Below are 18201 nucleotides of genomic sequence, written 5' to 3'. Positions count from 1 at the left end.
ACATTTGCAAAAAAGGCCGTCTGAAAACAAAAAAACCTTTTTTAAATAAAGAAGCACATTTGCGGCAAACCTTTGTCAGTTTTTCGTTTTAATTCACGAAGGTTTACGGTATGATGACAAAATCGGTCAAAATTGTTAACAACTTAACCGGTATCGAATGGCAAAACGGTCTGCTCGCCGATATTGCCAAACGCGAAAAATGAGTGGGAGTAGTTACCCGTATCATTTTATTTTTATTGTTTTTATTAAAGGTTTTATTATGGAAGAAATATTGTCTGCTCTGGTGGGTGCAGTCAATCAGGTTCTTTGGGACTACCTGCTGATTTATGCCTTAATCGGTATCGGCCTGTTTTTTACCCTGTACTTGGGCGCGCCCCAAGTGACCAAATTGGGGACGGGTTTCAAATCCGTTTTCGGCGGCTTGTTCAGCAAAAAAGACAAAGACCACGAAGGCAAATCCCTGTCTCAATTTCAAGCGCTTGCCGTGGCGATTTCCGCGCAAATCGGTACCGGTAACGTTGCCGGTGTCGCTACTGCGATTACCGCCGGCGGCCCGGGTGCCATTTTTTGGATGTGGTTGTCTGCCATTTTGGGCATGTCTACCATTTTTGCAGAAGCCGTTTTGGCGCAAAAATACCGCGTAGTCAGCCACGGCAAATATATCGGTGGTCCTGCGTTTTACATTACGCACGGCCTGACCCCGAAAATCGGCCGTGGCGCGGCGCGTTTCCTGTCCGGCTTTTTCTCCATCGCCTTGATTATCGCACTGGGCTTCATCGGCAATGCGACTCAATCCAACTCCATCGCCTCTGCGATGAATTTGGCTTTCGATATTCCTCCGATGGTTGTCGGCATTGCTTTGGCGATATTCGCCGGCCTGATCATCATCGGCGGCATCAACCGCATTGCCGGTATCGCGCAATTTGTCGTGCCGTTTATGGCGGTGATTTACATCTTGTGTGCCGTGATTATTTTGTTCAAATTCTCCGACCACATCATCCCGATGTTCCACAATATTTTTGTCGCCGCTTTCAATCCTGAAGCGGTATTGGGCGGTGCGGCCGGTATCGGTATGCGCGAGGCAGTCCGCTTCGGTGTGGCACGCGGCCTGTTTTCCAATGAGGCCGGTATGGGTTCTACCCCGCACGCTCATGCGACCGCCAACGTCAAACACCCTGTGCAACAAGGTATGGCTGCATTTATCGGTATTTTTATCGATACGCTGATGGTCTGCACGGCAACCGCGCTGATTATCCTGCTGACCGACGCCAACTTGTCCGGCGAAACCGGCGCTGCGGTTACCCAACTGGCGTTTAACAAAGCTTTCCCGGGTTTCGGTTCGCAACTGCTCGCCGTCTGTCTGACCTTCTTCGCCTTTACCACCATCATCGGCTGGTACTACTTCGGCGAATCCAATATCCGCTTCCTGTTCCGCGGCAAACACTTGGGCATCTACCGCGCACTGGTTTTGGCGGCCATCGTATTGGGTACCTTAGGCAAAGTGGATTTGGTTTGGAGTATGTCCGATATGTTCAACGGCTTTATGGTCTTGCCAAACTTAATCGCCCTCTTCCTGCTGCGTAAGGAAATCCGTGCGGTTTACGACGATTATCTGGCGCAAACCAAAGCCGGAAAAGAGCTGACCTACAACTATGAATTCCACGAATTCCACGACAAAAACCCAGGTTGACGACAAATAAAAACCTCTCAGTCAAACTGAGAGGTTTTTTATTTCAGGCCGTCTGAAACTACAACACATAAAAATAAATGCTGATAAATTGCGTCAAACTGCCTGCCAAGACAAATAAGTGCCAGATACCGTGGCCGTGGCGGATTTTCGTATCGTTGATAAACCAATAAATCCCCGCGCTATACAATACGCCGCCCAACACCAGCCAAAATAATCCGCCGGCCGAAAGCGACTGTATCAGCGGCCATACCGCCACGACAATCAGCCAGCCCATCAACACATAAATCACCATTGACAGCAGCCGTTTCTCGCTTTTACGCCCGATCGTCAGCTCCTGAACAATACCCAGCAAAGCCAGTCCCCACGACACGCCGAAAAGCGACCAGCCCCAGCCGCCGTGCAGGGTAATCAGCGTAAACGGCGTATAACTGCCTGCAATCAAAAGATAAATCATGCAATGATCGACCTTTTGCAAAATCGCCTTGGCTTTCGGCTGCGGAATACTGTGGTATAAGGTTGAGCCCAAATACAGGAGCAGCAGGCAGACTCCGTAAGTCAGTGCACCGGCAATCCGATAGCTGTCCGCCGATTCCACCGCTTTCACCAGCATCAGCACCAAGGCCGCCACTGCCAACAAGAAACCGGCCAAATGGCTGTACGCATTAAATCTCTCGCCGTGATACATAAACCATTCTCATTTCTAAAAAACCAAAGTGTACGCTAAGACAGGCGCTTCGTCAGAGAAATCGGGTTAAAAATAAGTTAAAGCACAAAGGCCGTCTGAAAAACACGGCCTTGCAATATAACAAAAACATCTTTGCAACAAACAAACCATTCTTTCCCTTTTTCAGACGGCCTCACTAAAGTATCGACTGTTGCCAAGGTTGCAAAGAGAGAAAAAATGTCTATCCAAAACCACCACCTCGACTGGCTCGAAGCCGAGTCTATCTACATCATCCGCGAAGTCATTGCCAATGCCCAAAATCCGGCCTTGCTGTTTTCCGGCGGCAAAGACTCCGTCGTATTGCTGGCGCTTGCCGTCAAAGCCTTCCAAATCGAAGGCCGTCCGTTGAAGCTGCCGTTCAAACTCCTGCACGTCGATACCGGCCACAATTACCCCGAAGTAATTCAGTTCCGCGATGAAACGGTCGCGCGTACCGGCGTACAACTTGTGGTCGGCAGCGTAGAAGAATCCATCCGCAAAGGCAGCGTCGTCTTGCGCCGCGAAACCGATTCACGCAACGCTGCCCAAGCCGTTACGCTGGTTGAAACCATTGAAGAACAAGGCTTTGATGCGCTGATGGGCGGTGCACGCCGCGATGAAGAAAAAGCGCGCGCCAAAGAGCGCATCTTCTCTTTCCGCGACGAGTTCGGCCAATGGGATCCTAAAAACCAACGTCCCGAATTATGGTCGCTCTACAATACGCGCCTGTTTCAAGGCGAAAACATGCGCGTGTTCCCGATTTCCAACTGGACGGAATTGGACATCTGGCAATACATCGCACGCGAAAAACTCGCCCTGCCGCCGATTTATTACACCCACAAACGCGAAGTGGTCGAACGAAACGGCCTGCTCGTTCCCGTTACCCCGTTGACCCCAAAACGCGAAGGCGAAGTTGCCCAAATCCGCGATGTCCGCTTCCGCACCGTCGGCGATATTTCCTGCACCTGCCCTGTTGCCAGTACCGCCGCCACGCCCGAAGACATTATTGCTGAAACCGCAGCCGCAACCATTTCCGAACGCAGCGCCACGCGCATGGACGACCGCGTATCGGAAGCGGCAATGGAAGAGCGTAAAAAACAAGGCTATTTCTAAACCTGTTTTTCAGACGGCCCCTATATATTTCAAACCCGAACAACACGGCAAAGCCATCCGCCCCTGCCGTGTTGTTTGCTTTATTATTCTTGCAAATATTATTTAACAACAAAAGCTTAATCAATCATCCTAACAAAGCGACAAACAATAAAACATAAACAAACATGGTATAATAAACGCTTACAGGCAGAGATTTAGACAAAAGTCTCAGGCCGTCTGAAGGAGGAGAAACATGAATCGACGCGTTTATATCGTACATGGCTTTGAAGGCAATCCGCACGGCAACTGGTTTGACTGGCTTTGCACCCAAATCAAAAGCACCGGCGCACAAGCAATTTCCCTCGCCATGCCCAATCCCGACAAACCAAGCACGACCGCGTGGCAGTTTACCCTTGACCAGCACATCGGCAAGCCCGATGCCCATACCTTCCTAGTCGGCCACAGCCTCGGTTGCATTACCCTCCTTCACTTCCTCAGCCGCCAACAGCCGCAAAAAATCGGCGGCCTGCTGCTTGCCGCCGGTTTTACCGATACGCTGCCGCCTCTTCCTGCGCTCGATGCCTACATTAAAGCAGCGTCCCCCGATTTCGACATCCTGCGCAAAATCGACATGCCCAAACACTGCCTGGTTTCCGACAACGACACCCATGTTCCGCCCGAACTGACTTTGGACATGGCGGCCAAACTCAAAAGCCCTGTTACCCATATCCCCGAAGGCGGCCATTTGATGGCCTCGGACGGCTTTACCCAACTGCCGCAGGCTTGGGAAGCGCTGAAACCCATGTTGACCGAATAAACACGCAATATAATTTAGTTTTCAGACGGCCTAGTGTGCCTCCCCTCTCCATAACAGGCCGTCTGAACAACAATAAAAAACAACCTGCCTTTCAAGCAGGTTGTTTCTTTTTATGCCTTATTGACGGCAAATTTAATATTGCACCGTCCATCCAATCTCGCCGCCAGCCCTCATCGGTACAAGCTCTCCATCGCCGTAAGGCACGCTGGCAGGTACGGTTTGTGTTTGTTTGACCAATGTGATGGTATCGGAATTTTCAGGCAGACCGTAGAAACGCGGGCCGTTTTTAGAAGCAAAGGCTTCCAGTTTGTCCAACGCGCCTGCTTTCTCAAACACTTCGGCATAAAGCTCAATGGCAGTCATCGCGCTGAACATACCGGCGCAACCACAAGCATTTTCTTTGGCGGTTTTAGCATGTGGCGCAGAATCCGTACCGAGGAAGAATTTGTGCGCCTTATCGCCGGTAACGGCGGCAACCAAAGCCTGACGGTGGGTTTCGCGTTTGAGTACGGGCAGGCAGAAATGATGAGGACGCACACCGCCGACCAAAAGATCGTTGCGGTTGAGCAGCAAGTGTTGCGGCGTCACAGACGCAGCCACATTATCGCCTGCTTCCAATACCAGTCGGGCGGCTTCGGCAGTGGTGATGTGTTCAAACACGACTTTAAGGTTTGGCACTTGCGCCAAAACCGGCTTCATCACGCGTTCGATAAAGGCAGCTTCGCGGTCGAAAATATCGATTTCAGGATCGGTTACTTCGCCGTGAACCAAGAACAAAATGCCCTGTTTCGCCATTTCTTCCAACACGGGAATCAGCTTAAACAAGTCGGTCACGCCGGAATCGGAATTGGTGGTCGCACCTGCTGGATAAAGTTTGAAAGCCACAATACCGGCAGCCTTGGCTTCACGCACGAGTTCGGGAGTGGCATTGTCGGTCAAATAAAGCGTCATCAACGGCTGGAAGGTGCTGCCTTCGGGCAAGGCGGCCATAATGCGCTCTTTGTATGCTTGGGCATCGGCAACGCTGACGACAGGCGGCTTCAGGTTGGGCATGATAACCGCGCGGCCCATTTGTCGGGCGGTGTACGGAGCAACGGCTTTGAGCGCGTCGCCGTCGCGCAGGTGTAAGTGCATATCGTCGGGGCGGATGATGGTCAGGGTTTGCATAGCTTACTTTCGAGTGGTTTGGTTTGATAATGTTTCAGACGGCCTTTATTCGGCGGTAACGGTTTCTATTAATTTGGTGTTTCAATCGTCAACCGGCCTAAGGCAAAACGGGGGCCTTATTGTCGTAAGAATGATGGGTCAAATAAAAAACAGCCTGTACCGGAAAATGCTCGGACGACGTTGTTTTAACGGTCAGCAAGGTTTCTTTCGGACTGCCGGATGCGCGCCATGCGTAGGAAATCTGACGCATAGGCAACGGGGTTTCCGCCAAATTATCGGCACGCAATTCAGCGTTCAAACCTTGCGGCGGATTTTCTGCTAAAGCCAAAAATTGTTTAAAAATCAGATGGTCGTCGGCTTTAGCCGTGCGCACGCTGCAACTGTCTTCGGTCAGGCTCAAATAATAATCTGCGCCGTTTACCGTTTTCTTCCAAATGCTTAATGCCTCCAAATCCATCATTCCGGCAGGCAAATCGGCAATCTCTTTTTTCGACAATAAAACCAGTTTGTTGGCATTGGCAAACTCGCCGACAAGGGCGGCATCGCCGTCTGCGGCCACGCAGCTTTGGCGGAATAAGTCGGTTACATTTTGAGCATAATCGGCAACGTTCTGCGGTAAAACACCTTCATTGCCACATGCACTCAGGCAGACAGCCAATACAACGGCAGACAACGCGACAGCTTTAGACATTTCAGACGGCCTTTATTTGTGCTTCAACACCAGCTTGAACACGCCGTCGGCCTCGCTCGATTCCAACAAAACATGTCCGGTCTGACGGCAAAACGCTTCAAAATCGCCGGGCGCGCCGCCATCGGTGGCCAATACGGTCAGCACTTCGCCCTCCTGCATTTGCGCCAAAGCTTTTTTGGCACGCAAAATCGGCAGAGGGCATTTCAAACCGATGACATCCAGAGTTTGTGTATTCATGATGAAAACTCGTCATATTAATCAGAATTAACGTCAATTATACCGCACTTACTTGCACCCCACCCTGCAAGCCCATAAAATAAAGCCGTTTTTCACTTTGGAGCTGTCTATGCGCCGTTTTGCCCTTCTTGCTCTCAGCCTTGCCGCGACTCAAGCATTTGCTTTGGGTTTCAGCCAAAAAGATACGCTGACCAACACGCGTTATCAAGAAAGCCCTGAAGAAGTTGCCGCACGCGAATTTAAAGAACACAAAGCCGAGTTGCCGCCCCTGCCCGATACCCAATCGGGCGATTGGTTCGACCTCTATGTCAACGAAACCTACGGCAAGCAGCCCAGAATCCTGCTCAGCAGCCTGCAAATCATGCCTGCGCCGGACAACAGCATCCGCTACATCTTAAACGTGCGCTCCGACAAAGGCTACGACAACCTCTCCGTCGAAGACCTCTATTGCGCCCGCACATCCTTTACTTACAGCAACGACAAGCGTTCGTCTTACAAAGTATTCGCTTACGGCGATACAGTAAACCGCCGCTGGATTGAGCCGCGCAAAGGCGATTGGAAGCTGATCGGCAATGCGTTCAGCCGCAACGACGCCCTGCACACCGCCCTGTATCAGGCATTCTGTATCGACGGCATGCCGACAACGGTCGAAGGCTTGGTACAACGTTTGAAAGAACGTGGCGGCCGTCACGGCACAACGCTGAGCAACCACAACAAATAAACCTGTTCAATCAACAAAAAGGCCGTCTGAAATTTCAGACGGCCTTGTTTTTGTAAAACAGCTTAGAATTTGTGATACAGGCCTACAGAAGCGGCTTTTTGTTCAATGCCACCTTTGTTGGCCGCAGTCAGACGGGTTTTGTTGCCGACTTTCAGATACGCCAGTTGGGCGACTACGCCGGTGCGTTTGCTGAAGGTGTATTGACCGCCGACAACGACTTGGTCGAATTTATCCACCAATTTTTCGCCGCTGTTCACGCCCTTGGCAGGCCAGCCATGTGCGTAAGTAATGCGTGGGGTTACGTTGCCGAATTTGTAACCGACAGTTACCGCTGCATCAACCACTTTCACGGCTTCCTCTTTGCCTGTGTCGGTAGTGATGTCACTACCCTTGTACTGATTAAAATCATCGGTGAAATAGCCTAAATATTTGTTGGCTGTCTCATGGCCTTTGGCATAGTGTACGCCGCCGCCGACAAAGAGATTGTCTTTATCGTAATAAGTTTCGACTTTAGCGATTTGCGCCGCTTTGACTTTGCCTGATTTGTCGGTGTACGCGCCGTTGTAGTGGCCGTAAGCCGCATTGGCGGTAAAGCCGTTTTTAGAGAAGCTCACGCCGCCGGTGTATTGGTCTTTGGCCGGTTTGGAGTGCGTGTATTTGTCTGAAGGATTGCGGTTGTCGCGCGGTGCGTAAGACACGTTGAATTTGAATCCGCCGAAATCCGGGCTGTCGTAGCGTACGGCAGCGTTACGGTTGCCGGTACGGGTAAAGATGCCCAAGCCTGCGGCATTGGTTTTGTACATCCATGGATCGATGGTGTCCATTTCATTCAGCATATTGCTGAGTTTACCGGCGCGAATCTTACCGAAGTTACCTTGCAGGCCGATGAAGGAATCACGAGTGGCAAAACCTTGAGAACCGCCGGTAATGGCTGTTTTTTGTTCCACCTGCCAAATGGCTTTCAAATCGCCGCCCAAGTTCTCGCTGCCTTTGAAACCGATGCGGGAGGTATTGTCATTAATGCTGGTTGCGGTGGAGCTGGTTTCAGAACCTGCATCGCCTTTGATTTTGACCTGACCGACGGTCACGCTGCTTTTGATTTGACCATACAGAATCACTTCTGCAGAGGCAGCCAGCGGCAAACCGGCAATAACCAAAGCGATAATCGATTTTTTCATTATTCTCTCCAAAACAAAGTTAAAATCTCGTGAAAACACGTTTAGCAATATTAATGTTTTCCAACGCTACAAACAACTACTTTCATCTTGAGAAATACTTTTATTCATTAGAGTTTAGACTTTTTACAACATAATCAAATAAAACAGGCCGTCTGAAAGAAATTTCAGACGGCCCCCCTTATTCAAAGTGACGACAAAGACAATCAACCCTCTTATTGCAATCATTTAATCAAAAATGATTGCTTGATAAATGTTTGCCATATATCAACCCAACATTCCCAAATTGCCACTATCATTAACTTTCTTCTTATGAAGAAGTTTTTTCATATCAATAATTTATTTGGTATGAATTTTTCCTTTTACCTAATGTGAATAAATAGGAGCCTTTATGTTGAACAAACACCTCTTTTTATCTTTGCTCATGGCTGTCTCTACTGCAACGGTATCCGCCGAAACCCATCATGCACATTGGTCTTACACAGGTGAAAACGATGCTGCACACTGGGGCGACTTGAGTGAAGACTTTGCCGTCTGCAAAACAGGCAAACAGCAATCTCCAGTGGACTTCTCCGCAACAAAAGCAGTAAAAGGCAAACAACCGGCATACCGTTACAACGTTGCCGACTACAAAGTAGAAAATAACGGCCATACCCTTCAAGCCACGCCGCAAGGGAAGGCGCAAACCATCGTGATTAACGGTAAAACCTATACCTTCAAACAATTCCACTTCCATACACCGAGCGAACATACTTTCAAAGGCAAACATTTCCCGATGGAAGCGCATTTCGTCCATCAAGCCGAAGACGGCACTTTGGCGGTCATCGGCTCTGTATTTAAACCGGGCAAAAACAATCCTGCCTTGTCCACACTCACTGCCAAAAAACTGAAAGCGGGCGAATCCGTAGATTTGAAAAACTTGAATATCCAAGCCCTGCTGCCTAAAGATAGCAAGTCCTTCCAACTAAAAGGCTCGCTGACAACGCCGCCTTGCAGCGAAAACGTGACTTGGGTTGTCTTAAAAACTCCGGTTCAAGCAGATGCGGCGCAGTTTAAAGCCATGCGCGACATTATCGGCGGCGAAAACAACCGTCCCGTACAACCTTTGAACGACCGCGAAGTCAATGAAGACAAATAATTTCTAAGGCCGTCTGAAAACAAAAAAGCACCCGGATAACGGGTGCTTTTTCAATCACATCAATCAGGCTTTTTTGTTACCCAACGCGGCTTTCACAAACGCGGTAAACAAAGGGTGGCCTTTGCGCGGATTGGAAGTAAATTCCGGATGGAACTGACACGCGAAGAACCAAGGATGATTCGGCAATTCGATGGTTTCAACCAAACGCTCGCGGCCTGCGGATACGCCGCCGATGACCAAACCGGCTTTTTCCAACTGAGGAACATAATTGTTGTTGACCTCGTAGCGGTGGCGATGGCGTTCGCGGATGTGTTCGTTGCCGTAGATTTTTGCGGCAAGGCTGCCCGGTTTGAGGTCAACTTCTTGCGCACCCAAACGCATAGTGCCGCCCAAGTCGGCAGACTCATCACGGGTTTCGACGCTGCCGTCGGCAGTTTGCCATTCGTCAATGAGGGCAACGACAGGCGCGGCGCATTTCAAGTCAAACTCGGTAGAGTTCGCACCTTTCAAGCCTGCAACGTCGCGGGCGTATTCGATCAGGGCGATTTGCATGCCCAAGCAGATGCCCAAGTATGGTACCTTGTTTTCACGCGCATAGCGTACGGCGGCAATTTTGCCTTCTACGCCGCGTGAACCGAAACCGCCCGGCACCAAAATCGCGTCCATGCCTTTGAGCATGGAAACGTCGCCATTGCCCTTCTCGATGCTTTCGCTGTCAACAAAGGTAATTTGTACGTCGGTTTCAGTGTGAATACCGGCGTGTTTCAGGGCTTCGATCAATGATTTGTAGGACTCGGTCAAATCAACGTATTTGCCGACCATCGCGATTTTGACGATATGTTTCGGATTTCGAATCGCGTGAACGATTTTCTTCCATTCGGTCAAATCGGCTTGTTTGACATTCAGTTGGAGCTGCTCGGTAATAATGCTGTCGATGCCTTGGTTATGCAGCATTTCAGGACATTCGTAAATGCTGTCCACATCGTAGCTGCCCACGATGGCACGTTCTTCAACGTTACAGAACAAAGCAATCTTACGGCGCTCATCCGCAGGCATTTCTCTGTCCATACGGCAGATCAGGATGTCCGGTTGCAAACCGATGCTCAACATTTCTTTAACGGTATGCTGGGTCGGTTTGGTTTTGATTTCGCCGGCGGCGGCAATGTAAGGAACATAGCTCAGGTGGGCAAACAATGTATTGTTGCGGCCGAGCTGGCTGCGCATTTGGCGGATGGCTTCCAAGAAAGGCAAAGACTCGATATCGCCGACTGTACCGCCGATTTCGACAATCGCCACATCATAACCGGCTGCGCCTTCGTGGATACGGCGTTTGATTTCATCGGTAATGTGCGGAATCACTTGTACGGTACCGCCCAAATAGTCGCCACGACGCTCTTTGGCAATCACGTTTTCATAGACTTGGCCGGTACTGAAGCTGTTGCGGCGGGTCATGGTGGCGTTGATGAAACGCTCGTAGTGACCGAGGTCGAGGTCGGTTTCCGCGCCGTCATCGGTAACGAATACTTCGCCGTGTTGAAACGGGCTCATGGTACCCGGGTCAACGTTGATATACGGGTCAAGCTTAAGCATGGTCACGTTCAAGCCACGCGACTCGAGAATAGTAGCAATAGAAGCGGCGGCGATACCTTTACCCAAAGAAGATACAACGCCGCCGGTTACGAAAATAAATTTAGTCATGATGTGATACCCATGTTGGAATGTGTGATTTTAACTTGAAGCAGCATATTCTGGCAAACGGCAAAAGCTTCAGGCCGTCTGAAAATAGCGTTTTCAGACGGCCTTATCATACTGATTCTATATATCAGCGCAGCTCGCGGCGCAGGATTTTGCCAACGTTGGATTTTGGCAACTCGTCGCGGAATTCGATGTCTTTCGGCACTTTATAAGCAGTCAGTTCTTTACGGCAGAAATCAATCAGCTCTTCCTTGGTCAAAGACGGATCTTTGCGTACGACGAAGACCTTAATCGCTTCGCCGGTTTTCTCGCTTGCCACGCCGATACAGGCGACTTCCAAGACTTTGTCGTTGCCGGCCACTACTTCTTCAATTTCGTTCGGATACACATTGAAACCGGATACCACAATCAAATCTTTTTTGCGGTCCACCAGTTTCAACCAGCCTTTTTCATCCATCACGGCAATGTCGCCGGTCTCCAAAAAGCCGCGAGCATCGATTGCTTTGGCGGTTTCTTCCGGACGGTTCCAATAGCCTTTCATCACTTGCGGGCCGCGCACCCACAATTCGCCCGGTTGTCCGATAGGCACTTCTTTGCCGTCTGCATCGCGCAATTCTATCTCAGTTGAAGGAACAGGCAGGCCGATACCGCCACTGTAAGCTTCAATATTCAAAGGATTGCAACATACGCCCGGGCTGGCTTCGGTCAAGCCGTAAGCTTCCACAATCGGCGTACCGGTAATTTTTTTCCATTTTTCCGCCACGGCTCTTTGCGTTGCCATACCGCCGCCCAAAGTCAGCTTCAAACGGGAAAAATCGACTTCGGCAAAATCTGGACGGTTGACCATCGCATTAAACAGGGTATTTACACCGATGAACACGCTAATCGGCTCTTTTTTCAATTCACCGACAAATCCTTTCATGTCGCGCGGATTGGTAATCAGGATGATTTTAGAACCGGTATTCGCAAAGATCATCAGGTTTACCGTCAAGGCAAAGATATGATACAGCGGCAACGCGGCGATGACCGTTTCTTTGCCTTCGTGCAGGCTGTTTTTAATCCATTCTTTTGCCTGCAACATATTGGCGCAGATATTGCCGTGAGTGAGGACGGCGCCTTTCGCCAAACCGGTCGTGCCGCCTGTATATTGCAGCAAGGCAGTATCGTCGCGCGTCAACTCGACTGGTTTGAACGTATTTGCCGCACCTTGCTTTAAGGCCGTCTGAAAAATCACGGTATTGGGAATGCGGTATTCCGGCACCATTTTTTTCACTTTGCGGATGACGAAGTTCATCAACGCACCTTTAATCATGCCGAACATTTCGCCGACCGACGCGACAATCACATGTTTGATTTGCGTACGCGGCAACACCAGCTCCAACGTATTGGCAAAGTTCTCCAACACGACAATCGTTGTCGCGCCGCTGTCTTTCAACTGATGCTCCAACTCGCGCGGCGTATAAAGCGGATTAGTATTCACTGCCACTAAGCCTGCCTGCAGAATACCGAAAAGTGCAATCGGATATTGTAAAACGTTCGGCATCATAATCGCCACACGCTCACCGCGCGGCAGTTTCAATACGTTTTGCAGGTAAGACGCAAAATCGGTCGCCAACTTGCCCACTTCGGCATAAGTCAGCGTTTTGCCCATGTTTTGAAAAGCAGGTTTATCCGCAAATTTTTCAACACTTTGACGGAATACGTCGCTGATGGAGCTGTATTGAGAAATATCGATTTCAGGATTTACGCCTTGTTCGTAGCTTTTGAGCCAGAGTTTTTCCATATTGATCAGTCTTTTATTTAGTCGTTTTTTGGAATCGAGGCCGTCTGAAGGCTTTATTCAATCCGCCGCTTCGTTTTCAGACGGCCCTTTTATTAAGCAGTAATAATGACAGGCTTGTCGGTGGACATGATGATACCGCCGCCCAAGCACACATCGCCGTCGTATAGTACCGCTGATTGTCCGGGCGTTACCGCCCATTGCGGCTCGTCAAAGACAAGCTCGATGGTTTCATCATCCAAGTAGCGCAACGTACAAGGTGCGTCGGCCATGCGGTAGCGCGTTTTGCAGGTATAGCGTCCTTCTTTCGGACGTTCAAGCAATGTAAAACTCAAATCGTTCATCACCAGGCTTTGCGTATAAAGCAAAGGATGGTCATGACCTTGCACGACAATCAGTTCGTTTTTGGTCAAATCCTTGGCCGCGACAAACCATGGCTCGCCTGCGCCGCCGATACCCAAGCCTTTGCGTTGGCCCAGCGTGTAAAACATCAAGCCGACGTGTTCGCCGACTACTTTGCCTTCAGGGGTAACCATTTTGCCATTATTGGTCGGCAGGTATTTTTGCAGAAATTCGCGGAACGGGCGTTCGCCGATAAAGCAAATGCCGGTACTGTCTTTTTTGGTTGCAGTCGGTAATTTGAATTCTTCGGCAAGACGGCGGACTTCAGGCTTTTCCAATTCGCCCAATGGGAAAATCGCGCGCTCGAGTTGGAAAGGTTTGAGACGGTACAGGAAATAGCTTTGGTCTTTGTTTTGATCCAAGCCTTTGAGCAGGTAATGCACGCCGTTGCGAACTTCTTTGCGGGCATAGTGTCCGGTGGCAATGGTATCGGCGCCCTGCTCGATGGCGTAGTCCAAAAAGCATTTGAATTTGATTTCGGCATTGCACAAGACATCCGGATTTGGCGTGCGGCCTGCGCTGTATTCTTTGAGGAAATAGGCAAATACGTTGTCTTTGTATTGTGCGGCGAAATTGACGATGTCGATGTCGATGCCGATGATGTCGGCGACGGCAATGGCATCGAAGGAATCTTGTTTGATGCTGCAATATTCGTCGTTGTCGTCATCTTCCCAGTTCTGCATGAACACGCCGCTGATTTGATGGCCTTGCTGTTTGAGCAGGGCCGCAGTAACGGATGAATCGACGCCGCCGGAGAGGCCGACGATGATGTTTGCTGGTGTGTTGTGAGTATTCATGAGGGGAATGTGGGTTTCAAATACATTTTTTAAAGCGTGATTTTAGCACATTTTGATTTAACGACAGAAAAGGCCGTCTGAAAGCCCAATGACTTTCAGACGGCCTTTATATGAAAATTCAAGCAATTAGTGCTGATGCGCGCCACCGTGTGCGCCGTGGTCGTGCTGCATTTCGGCTTTAGGCGCAGTTTTCACTTCCAGCTCGACAGTTTGAGGTTTGGCGTTTTTGAATTTCAGGGTTACAGGCACTTTTTCGCCTTCTTTCAATTGTTTTTTCAGACCCATGAACATAACGTGGTAGCTGCCCGGTTTCAGCTCGGTTACGCCTTTTGCAGCTAAAGGCACGCCGCCTTTAACTTCGCGCATACGCATAACGCCGTTGTCGTTAATATGGGTATGTACTTCAACGCGTTCTGCAACAGGGCTGCTGCCGCCTACCAAGAAGTCTTGTTTGGCTTCATCGTTTTGGATTTTCATGAATGCGCCACCCATTTTCATACCTTCGACAGTGGCACGCGCCCAACCGTCTTCAATATGGATACCGGCTGCAGATACGGAAGTTGCCAAGCCTGCCAGAATCAGGGTTGCCATTAATTTTTTCATGTTTTGCTCCTTGTGTTTGCCAAATGGCTGGGATATACAGCCTTCATCTTACAACCAAAGGCCGTCTGAAAACTTTGATATAGATTAATTAATACTATCTAATCCTAACGAATTACCATATTACCACATTTTTAAGCAGTTAATGCAATAATCCAAACAATAAATAACATGAACAAAGCCATCAATTGCGCGGCCGAGCCGGCATCTTTGGCACGCTTGGCCAGCTCGTGTTTTTCAGTAGAGGTATGGTCAACGGCTGCTTCAACGGCGGTATTAAACAATTCGGTAATCAATGAAATAAACGATGCGGCAATGAGCACCATTTTGATGGCCGGCCCGAAATCAAGGAATAAGGCCAAGACAATTAAAATCAGGTTCAGCCAAAAAACTTGGCGAAATGCGCTTTCATAACGGTACGCGGCAGCCAGTCCGTCTTTGGAATAGCCGAACGCATTGATGATGCGTTTAATGCCGTTTTTACCTTTTTTTTCAGATGCGTAGGAAGATGGTTCCATCATATTCTCAACATAAAAAGGCCGTCTGAAAAGAAACGGTCGGGTCAATTTTCAGACGGCCTTGGAGTTTATTGTTTCGCCCAAGATGCCACGGCATCTGCAAACATGGCGGCAACGTCGAAATCTTTTTGCTTCATGATTTCTTGGAAACCGGTCGGGCTGGTTACGTTGACTTCGGTCAGGTTGCTGCCGATGACATCCAAACCTGCCAGCAAAATACCGCGGCGCTTCAATTCAGGCGCCAGGGTTTCTGCAATTTCACGGTCGCGCTCGCTCAATTCCTGCGCCACACCGCGACCGCCGGCAGCCAAGTTGCCGCGCGTTTCGCCGTTTTGCGGAATACGCGCCAAAGCATACGGAACAACTTCCCCACCAATAATCAGAATGCGCTTGTCGCCATGTACGATTTCAGGAATATAGCGTTGTGCCATGATGGTGCGTGAATCAAGCTGCATCAGGGTTTCAAGGATACTGCCGATATTAGGATCGGATTCGGTCAGGCGGAAAATGCCCATACCGCCCATGCCGTCCAACGGTTTGATGATGATGTCGCCGTGTTCTTTCAAAAAGGCACGAACATCGGCAGAACGCGTGGTTACCAAAGTGGGCGCGGTGAACTGGCTGAAGTTCAAAATAGCCAATTTCTCATTGAAATCGCGCATTGCCTGTCCGCTGTTAAATACTTTTGCGCCCTGCTGCTGTGCCAATGTCAAAAATTGGGTTGCGTACAAATATTGCATATCAAACGGCGGGTCAGTGCGCATAATGACCGCATCGAAATCTTTTAAGGCCGTCTGAACTTTTGCCTCTGCTTTAAACCATTCGTGATCGTCATCACTCTTCGCACCGACAAACTCAAATGCCGCTGCCTGAGCCACCACCCAGCCTTCACGGACGGACAATTCTCCGCTCAAGGTATGAAAAAGCTGCCAACCGCGCTTTGCCATTTCACGCATCATGGCGTAAGTAGTGTCTTTATAGGTTTTAAAACTTGCCATCGGATCGGCGATAAACAGGACTTTCATCAAAATTTCCTTGTAAACAGACGCTATAATCATACCTTGTATTCTGCTTGTCTGAAAGGGCGCAAAATACGGAAAAGGCCGTCTGAATTTCATTTTCAGACGGCCTTAAGGCTTTTAGGCGGCGGCCAGATGCAAGAGTTCGGCAGCATGGTTGCGTGTGGTATCGGTAATGATTTCGCCACCCAGCATACGCGCGATTTCCTCAATACGCTGATGATGGTTCAATACGCTGATTTCGCTGACGGTTTGCTCCCCTTCGCTATGCTTGCGGACCTGCCAATGGTTTTCACCGCAAGAGGCGACTTGAGGAAGATGGGTTACCGCCAAGACTTGATGTTTTTTACCTAAGGCACGCAAAGCTTTACCGACCATTTCAGCAACGCCGCCACCAATACCGGTATCCACTTCGTCGAAAATTAATGTCGGCACTTGTGTGTATTGGCTGGCAACCACTTGCAAAGCCAAGCTGATACGCGCCAATTCGCCGCCGGAAGCCACTTTGTTCAAAGGACGTGACGGATTGCCTTTATTCGCCGCCACTTGGAATTGCACCTGTTCCAGCCCATGCGCGGTCGGCGAAGATGGCAACAAGACGATGTCAAAACGTGCGCCTTTCATGGCCAAATGTTGCATATGCTCGGTGGTCTCTTCGCCCAAACGACCGGCTGCCTGATGACGCATGGCGGAGAGAATATGCGCGGCTTCGTGGTATTCGGCAAGATTGCGTGCGACTGTATTTTCCAAGGCTTCCAAATCGGCAGCCGCTTGCAGGTTTTGCAGGCGCTCGTCAATTTCTGCCAACTTTTGCGGCAACTCTTCCGGCTCAATGCGGTATTTGCGCGCCATGCTCATCAATTCGCCCATGCGGCTTTCTTGTGCGGCCAATTCATTAGGATCGATATCGCTGCGACCTGCCACATCGCGCATATTGGCACTGATTTCACCTAATTCTGCTTCAATACTTGCCAACATATTCAGGCTCTCGGCAAAGCGCGGCTCAATATTTTGCAGATTGCCCAGCAGTTTTTGGCATTGGTAGATTTGACGTTGGATGCCGTTGTCCCCGTCTATGCTGTCGCCCACCTGCTCGGCGGTTTGCAGCAACTCGGCCGAATGCGCCAGGCTGTCGTGGCTTTGGCTTAAGGTTTCCCATTCATTGGGTTTGAGCTCCAATTGGTTTAATTCATTAAACTGCCATTCCAAACGCTCGCGTTCGATGGCCATGGTTTCTGCCTGCTCTTGCGCCTCTTGCAGTGCCTTTTTCGCATTAACCCAATTTTGATAAAGCTGCTTGACTGTTTCTGCCTGCTCTTTGCTGCCGGCAAACGCATCTAACAACTCGCGTTGTGCAGACTCTTGATTTAGCGAATGATGGGCATTTTGGCCGTGAATATCGATTAACTGCTCACCGATGGCTTTCAGCTGCGCCAATGTTGCAGCCTGATTATTGATATAACTGCGGCTTTTACCCTTGGCATCGATAATACGGCGGATACTGAGCTCTTCGGCATCTTCTTCCAAAAGGCCTTGTTCCTGCAGCTGCGCTTTCAGCTCAGGCAAACCGCTGATGTCGAACAAAGCCGACAACTGCGCTTCTTTGGCGCCACTGCGCACTTGGCTGTAATCGGCTTTATCGCCCAACAACAGGCCAATCGCATCCAGAGTAATCGATTTGCCTGCGCCGGTTTCACCCGTTAAAACGGTAAAGCCGTTTTGAAAATCAAGATTCAGGTTTTCAACAATGACAAAATCACGCAAAGAAAGTGCCAACAGCATTGTAGTATTCCTTAGTAAATCACCCGCACCTATGCGGAATAGCTTTAGATAAGCTGATTATAACTAAGATTTTTTATAGTTTAAATCAGATTTTTCTTATAATTTATCTAAGATATTTATTTTAAACAAATTATTTTTTAAACAGGCAATAAAAAGGCCGTCTGAATATTGCTACAT

Annotated in this window: 17 protein-coding genes; 5 read left to right on the top strand and 12 right to left on the bottom strand. The window is 49.5% G+C overall.

Annotation, left to right across the window (positions count from 1 at the left end; translation table 11 throughout):
• Positions 1–259 precede the first annotated feature (259 nt).
• Positions 260–1690: an alanine/glycine:cation symporter family protein gene (locus tag KCG55_RS07510; RefSeq protein ID WP_254322634.1), complete on the top strand. Its 1431-nt coding sequence runs from the start codon at positions 260–262 to the stop codon at positions 1688–1690.
• A gap of 58 nt (positions 1691–1748) precedes the next feature.
• On the opposite strand, the gene trhA is transcribed toward KCG55_RS07510, so the two are convergent.
• Complete coding sequence (gene trhA / locus KCG55_RS07505) at positions 1749–2375, bottom strand: PAQR family membrane homeostasis protein TrhA (protein ID WP_254322633.1); 627 nt, start codon at positions 2373–2375, stop codon at positions 1749–1751.
• Positions 2376–2507: 132 nt separating this feature from the next.
• On the opposite strand from trhA, the gene cysD reads away from it, so the two are divergent.
• Positions 2508–3506, top strand: a complete 999-nt coding sequence (gene cysD / locus KCG55_RS07500; protein ID WP_432761059.1) for a sulfate adenylyltransferase subunit CysD — start codon at positions 2508–2510, stop codon at positions 3504–3506.
• 232 nt (positions 3507–3738) lie between these two features.
• A complete protein-coding gene (locus KCG55_RS07495; protein ID WP_254322631.1) occupies positions 3739–4302 on the top strand; it encodes an RBBP9/YdeN family alpha/beta hydrolase in 564 nt (187 codons plus the stop codon).
• A gap of 132 nt (positions 4303–4434) precedes the next feature.
• Here the strand turns inward: KCG55_RS07495 and pyrC are convergent, their stop codons facing one another.
• The 3 genes from pyrC to KCG55_RS07480 all read right to left on the bottom strand — a co-directional run bounded on the left by pyrC (position 4435) and on the right by KCG55_RS07480 (position 6397).
• The gene (gene pyrC, locus KCG55_RS07490; protein WP_254322630.1) at positions 4435–5469 is read right to left on the bottom strand and encodes a dihydroorotase; all 1035 of its coding nucleotides are present in this window, start codon (positions 5467–5469) and stop codon (positions 4435–4437) included.
• 97 nt (positions 5470–5566) lie between these two features.
• Positions 5567–6160: an NMCC_0638 family (lipo)protein gene (locus KCG55_RS07485; RefSeq protein WP_254322629.1), complete on the bottom strand. Its 594-nt coding sequence runs from the start codon at positions 6158–6160 to the stop codon at positions 5567–5569.
• Positions 6161–6172: 12 nt separating this feature from the next.
• Positions 6173–6397 (bottom strand): sulfurtransferase TusA family protein, encoded by a 225-nt coding sequence (locus tag KCG55_RS07480; protein ID WP_003681929.1) that lies wholly within the window; start codon positions 6395–6397, stop codon positions 6173–6175.
• A gap of 109 nt (positions 6398–6506) precedes the next feature.
• Between KCG55_RS07480 and KCG55_RS07475 the strand changes: the two genes are divergently transcribed.
• Positions 6507–7118, top strand: a complete 612-nt coding sequence (locus KCG55_RS07475) for a CNP1-like family protein (RefSeq protein ID WP_254323652.1) — start codon at positions 6507–6509, stop codon at positions 7116–7118.
• A 62-nt stretch (positions 7119–7180) separates the two neighbouring features.
• On the opposite strand, the gene KCG55_RS07470 is transcribed toward KCG55_RS07475, so the two are convergent.
• On the bottom strand, positions 7181–8296 hold the full coding sequence (locus tag KCG55_RS07470) for a porin (protein ID WP_254322628.1): 1116 nt from the start codon (positions 8294–8296) through the stop codon (positions 7181–7183).
• 388 nt (positions 8297–8684) lie between these two features.
• Between KCG55_RS07470 and KCG55_RS07465 the strand changes: the two genes are divergently transcribed.
• Positions 8685–9431: a carbonic anhydrase gene (locus tag KCG55_RS07465; RefSeq protein WP_254322627.1), complete on the top strand. Its 747-nt coding sequence runs from the start codon at positions 8685–8687 to the stop codon at positions 9429–9431.
• Between the two features lie 63 nt (positions 9432–9494).
• Here the strand turns inward: KCG55_RS07465 and KCG55_RS07460 are convergent, their stop codons facing one another.
• The 7 genes from KCG55_RS07460 to recN all read right to left on the bottom strand — a co-directional run bounded on the left by KCG55_RS07460 (position 9495) and on the right by recN (position 18024).
• Positions 9495–11129: a CTP synthase gene (locus tag KCG55_RS07460; protein ID WP_254322626.1), complete on the bottom strand. Its 1635-nt coding sequence runs from the start codon at positions 11127–11129 to the stop codon at positions 9495–9497.
• 124 nt (positions 11130–11253) lie between these two features.
• Positions 11254–12909 (bottom strand): AMP-binding protein, encoded by a 1656-nt coding sequence (locus tag KCG55_RS07455; RefSeq protein ID WP_254322625.1) that lies wholly within the window; start codon positions 12907–12909, stop codon positions 11254–11256.
• 92 nt (positions 12910–13001) lie between these two features.
• Positions 13002–14105, bottom strand: a complete 1104-nt coding sequence (gene mnmA, locus KCG55_RS07450) for a tRNA 2-thiouridine(34) synthase MnmA (RefSeq protein ID WP_254322624.1) — start codon at positions 14103–14105, stop codon at positions 13002–13004.
• Between the two features lie 126 nt (positions 14106–14231).
• A complete protein-coding gene (locus tag KCG55_RS07445) occupies positions 14232–14708 on the bottom strand; it encodes a copper chaperone PCu(A)C (protein WP_004519448.1) in 477 nt (158 codons plus the stop codon).
• Positions 14709–14839: 131 nt separating this feature from the next.
• Positions 14840–15223 carry a diacylglycerol kinase gene (locus KCG55_RS07440; protein WP_036491839.1) on the bottom strand — a complete coding sequence of 128 codons (384 nt, stop codon included), beginning with the start codon at positions 15221–15223 and terminating at the stop codon, positions 14840–14842.
• 68 nt (positions 15224–15291) lie between these two features.
• Positions 15292–16248, bottom strand: a complete 957-nt coding sequence (gshB, locus tag KCG55_RS07435; RefSeq protein WP_254322623.1) for a glutathione synthase — start codon at positions 16246–16248, stop codon at positions 15292–15294.
• Between the two features lie 114 nt (positions 16249–16362).
• A complete protein-coding gene (recN, locus tag KCG55_RS07430) occupies positions 16363–18024 on the bottom strand; it encodes a DNA repair protein RecN (RefSeq protein ID WP_254322622.1) in 1662 nt (553 codons plus the stop codon).
• Positions 18025–18201: the final 177 nt, after the last annotated feature.

It is taken from the genome of Neisseria subflava (assembly GCF_024205745.1).
In the GTDB taxonomy this organism is placed as follows: Bacteria; Pseudomonadota; Gammaproteobacteria; order Burkholderiales; family Neisseriaceae; genus Neisseria; species Neisseria flavescens_B.
The sequence above is the reverse complement of the archived record's forward strand: the minus strand, read 5'-3'. Positions and strand labels throughout refer to the sequence as shown.

Bases quoted from the DNA above. Each gene is read 5' to 3' on its own strand.
- KCG55_RS07510 (WP_254322634.1), top strand. From the start codon at position 260: ATGGAAGAAATATTGTCTGCTCTGGTGGGTGCAGTCAATCAGGTTCTT.
- trhA (WP_254322633.1), bottom strand. From the start codon at position 2,375: ATGTATCACGGCGAGAGATTTAATGCGTACAGCCATTTGGCCGGTTTC.
- KCG55_RS07495 (WP_254322631.1), top strand. From the start codon at position 3,739: ATGAATCGACGCGTTTATATCGTACATGGCTTTGAAGGCAATCCGCAC.
- pyrC (WP_254322630.1), bottom strand. From the start codon at position 5,469: ATGCAAACCCTGACCATCATCCGCCCCGACGATATGCACTTACACCTG.
- KCG55_RS07485 (WP_254322629.1), bottom strand. From the start codon at position 6,160: ATGTCTAAAGCTGTCGCGTTGTCTGCCGTTGTATTGGCTGTCTGCCTG.
- KCG55_RS07480 (WP_003681929.1), bottom strand. From the start codon at position 6,397: ATGAATACACAAACTCTGGATGTCATCGGTTTGAAATGCCCTCTGCCG.
- KCG55_RS07475 (WP_254323652.1), top strand. From the start codon at position 6,507: ATGCGCCGTTTTGCCCTTCTTGCTCTCAGCCTTGCCGCGACTCAAGCA.
- KCG55_RS07470 (WP_254322628.1), bottom strand. From the start codon at position 8,296: ATGAAAAAATCGATTATCGCTTTGGTTATTGCCGGTTTGCCGCTGGCT.
- KCG55_RS07465 (WP_254322627.1), top strand. From the start codon at position 8,685: ATGTTGAACAAACACCTCTTTTTATCTTTGCTCATGGCTGTCTCTACT.
- KCG55_RS07460 (WP_254322626.1), bottom strand. From the start codon at position 11,129: ATGACTAAATTTATTTTCGTAACCGGCGGCGTTGTATCTTCTTTGGGT.
- KCG55_RS07455 (WP_254322625.1), bottom strand. From the start codon at position 12,909: ATGGAAAAACTCTGGCTCAAAAGCTACGAACAAGGCGTAAATCCTGAA.
- mnmA (WP_254322624.1), bottom strand. From the start codon at position 14,105: ATGAATACTCACAACACACCAGCAAACATCATCGTCGGCCTCTCCGGC.
- KCG55_RS07445 (WP_004519448.1), bottom strand. From the start codon at position 14,708: ATGAAAAAATTAATGGCAACCCTGATTCTGGCAGGCTTGGCAACTTCC.
- KCG55_RS07440 (WP_036491839.1), bottom strand. From the start codon at position 15,223: ATGGAACCATCTTCCTACGCATCTGAAAAAAAAGGTAAAAACGGCATT.
- gshB (WP_254322623.1), bottom strand. From the start codon at position 16,248: ATGAAAGTCCTGTTTATCGCCGATCCGATGGCAAGTTTTAAAACCTAT.
- recN (WP_254322622.1), bottom strand. From the start codon at position 18,024: ATGCTGTTGGCACTTTCTTTGCGTGATTTTGTCATTGTTGAAAACCTG.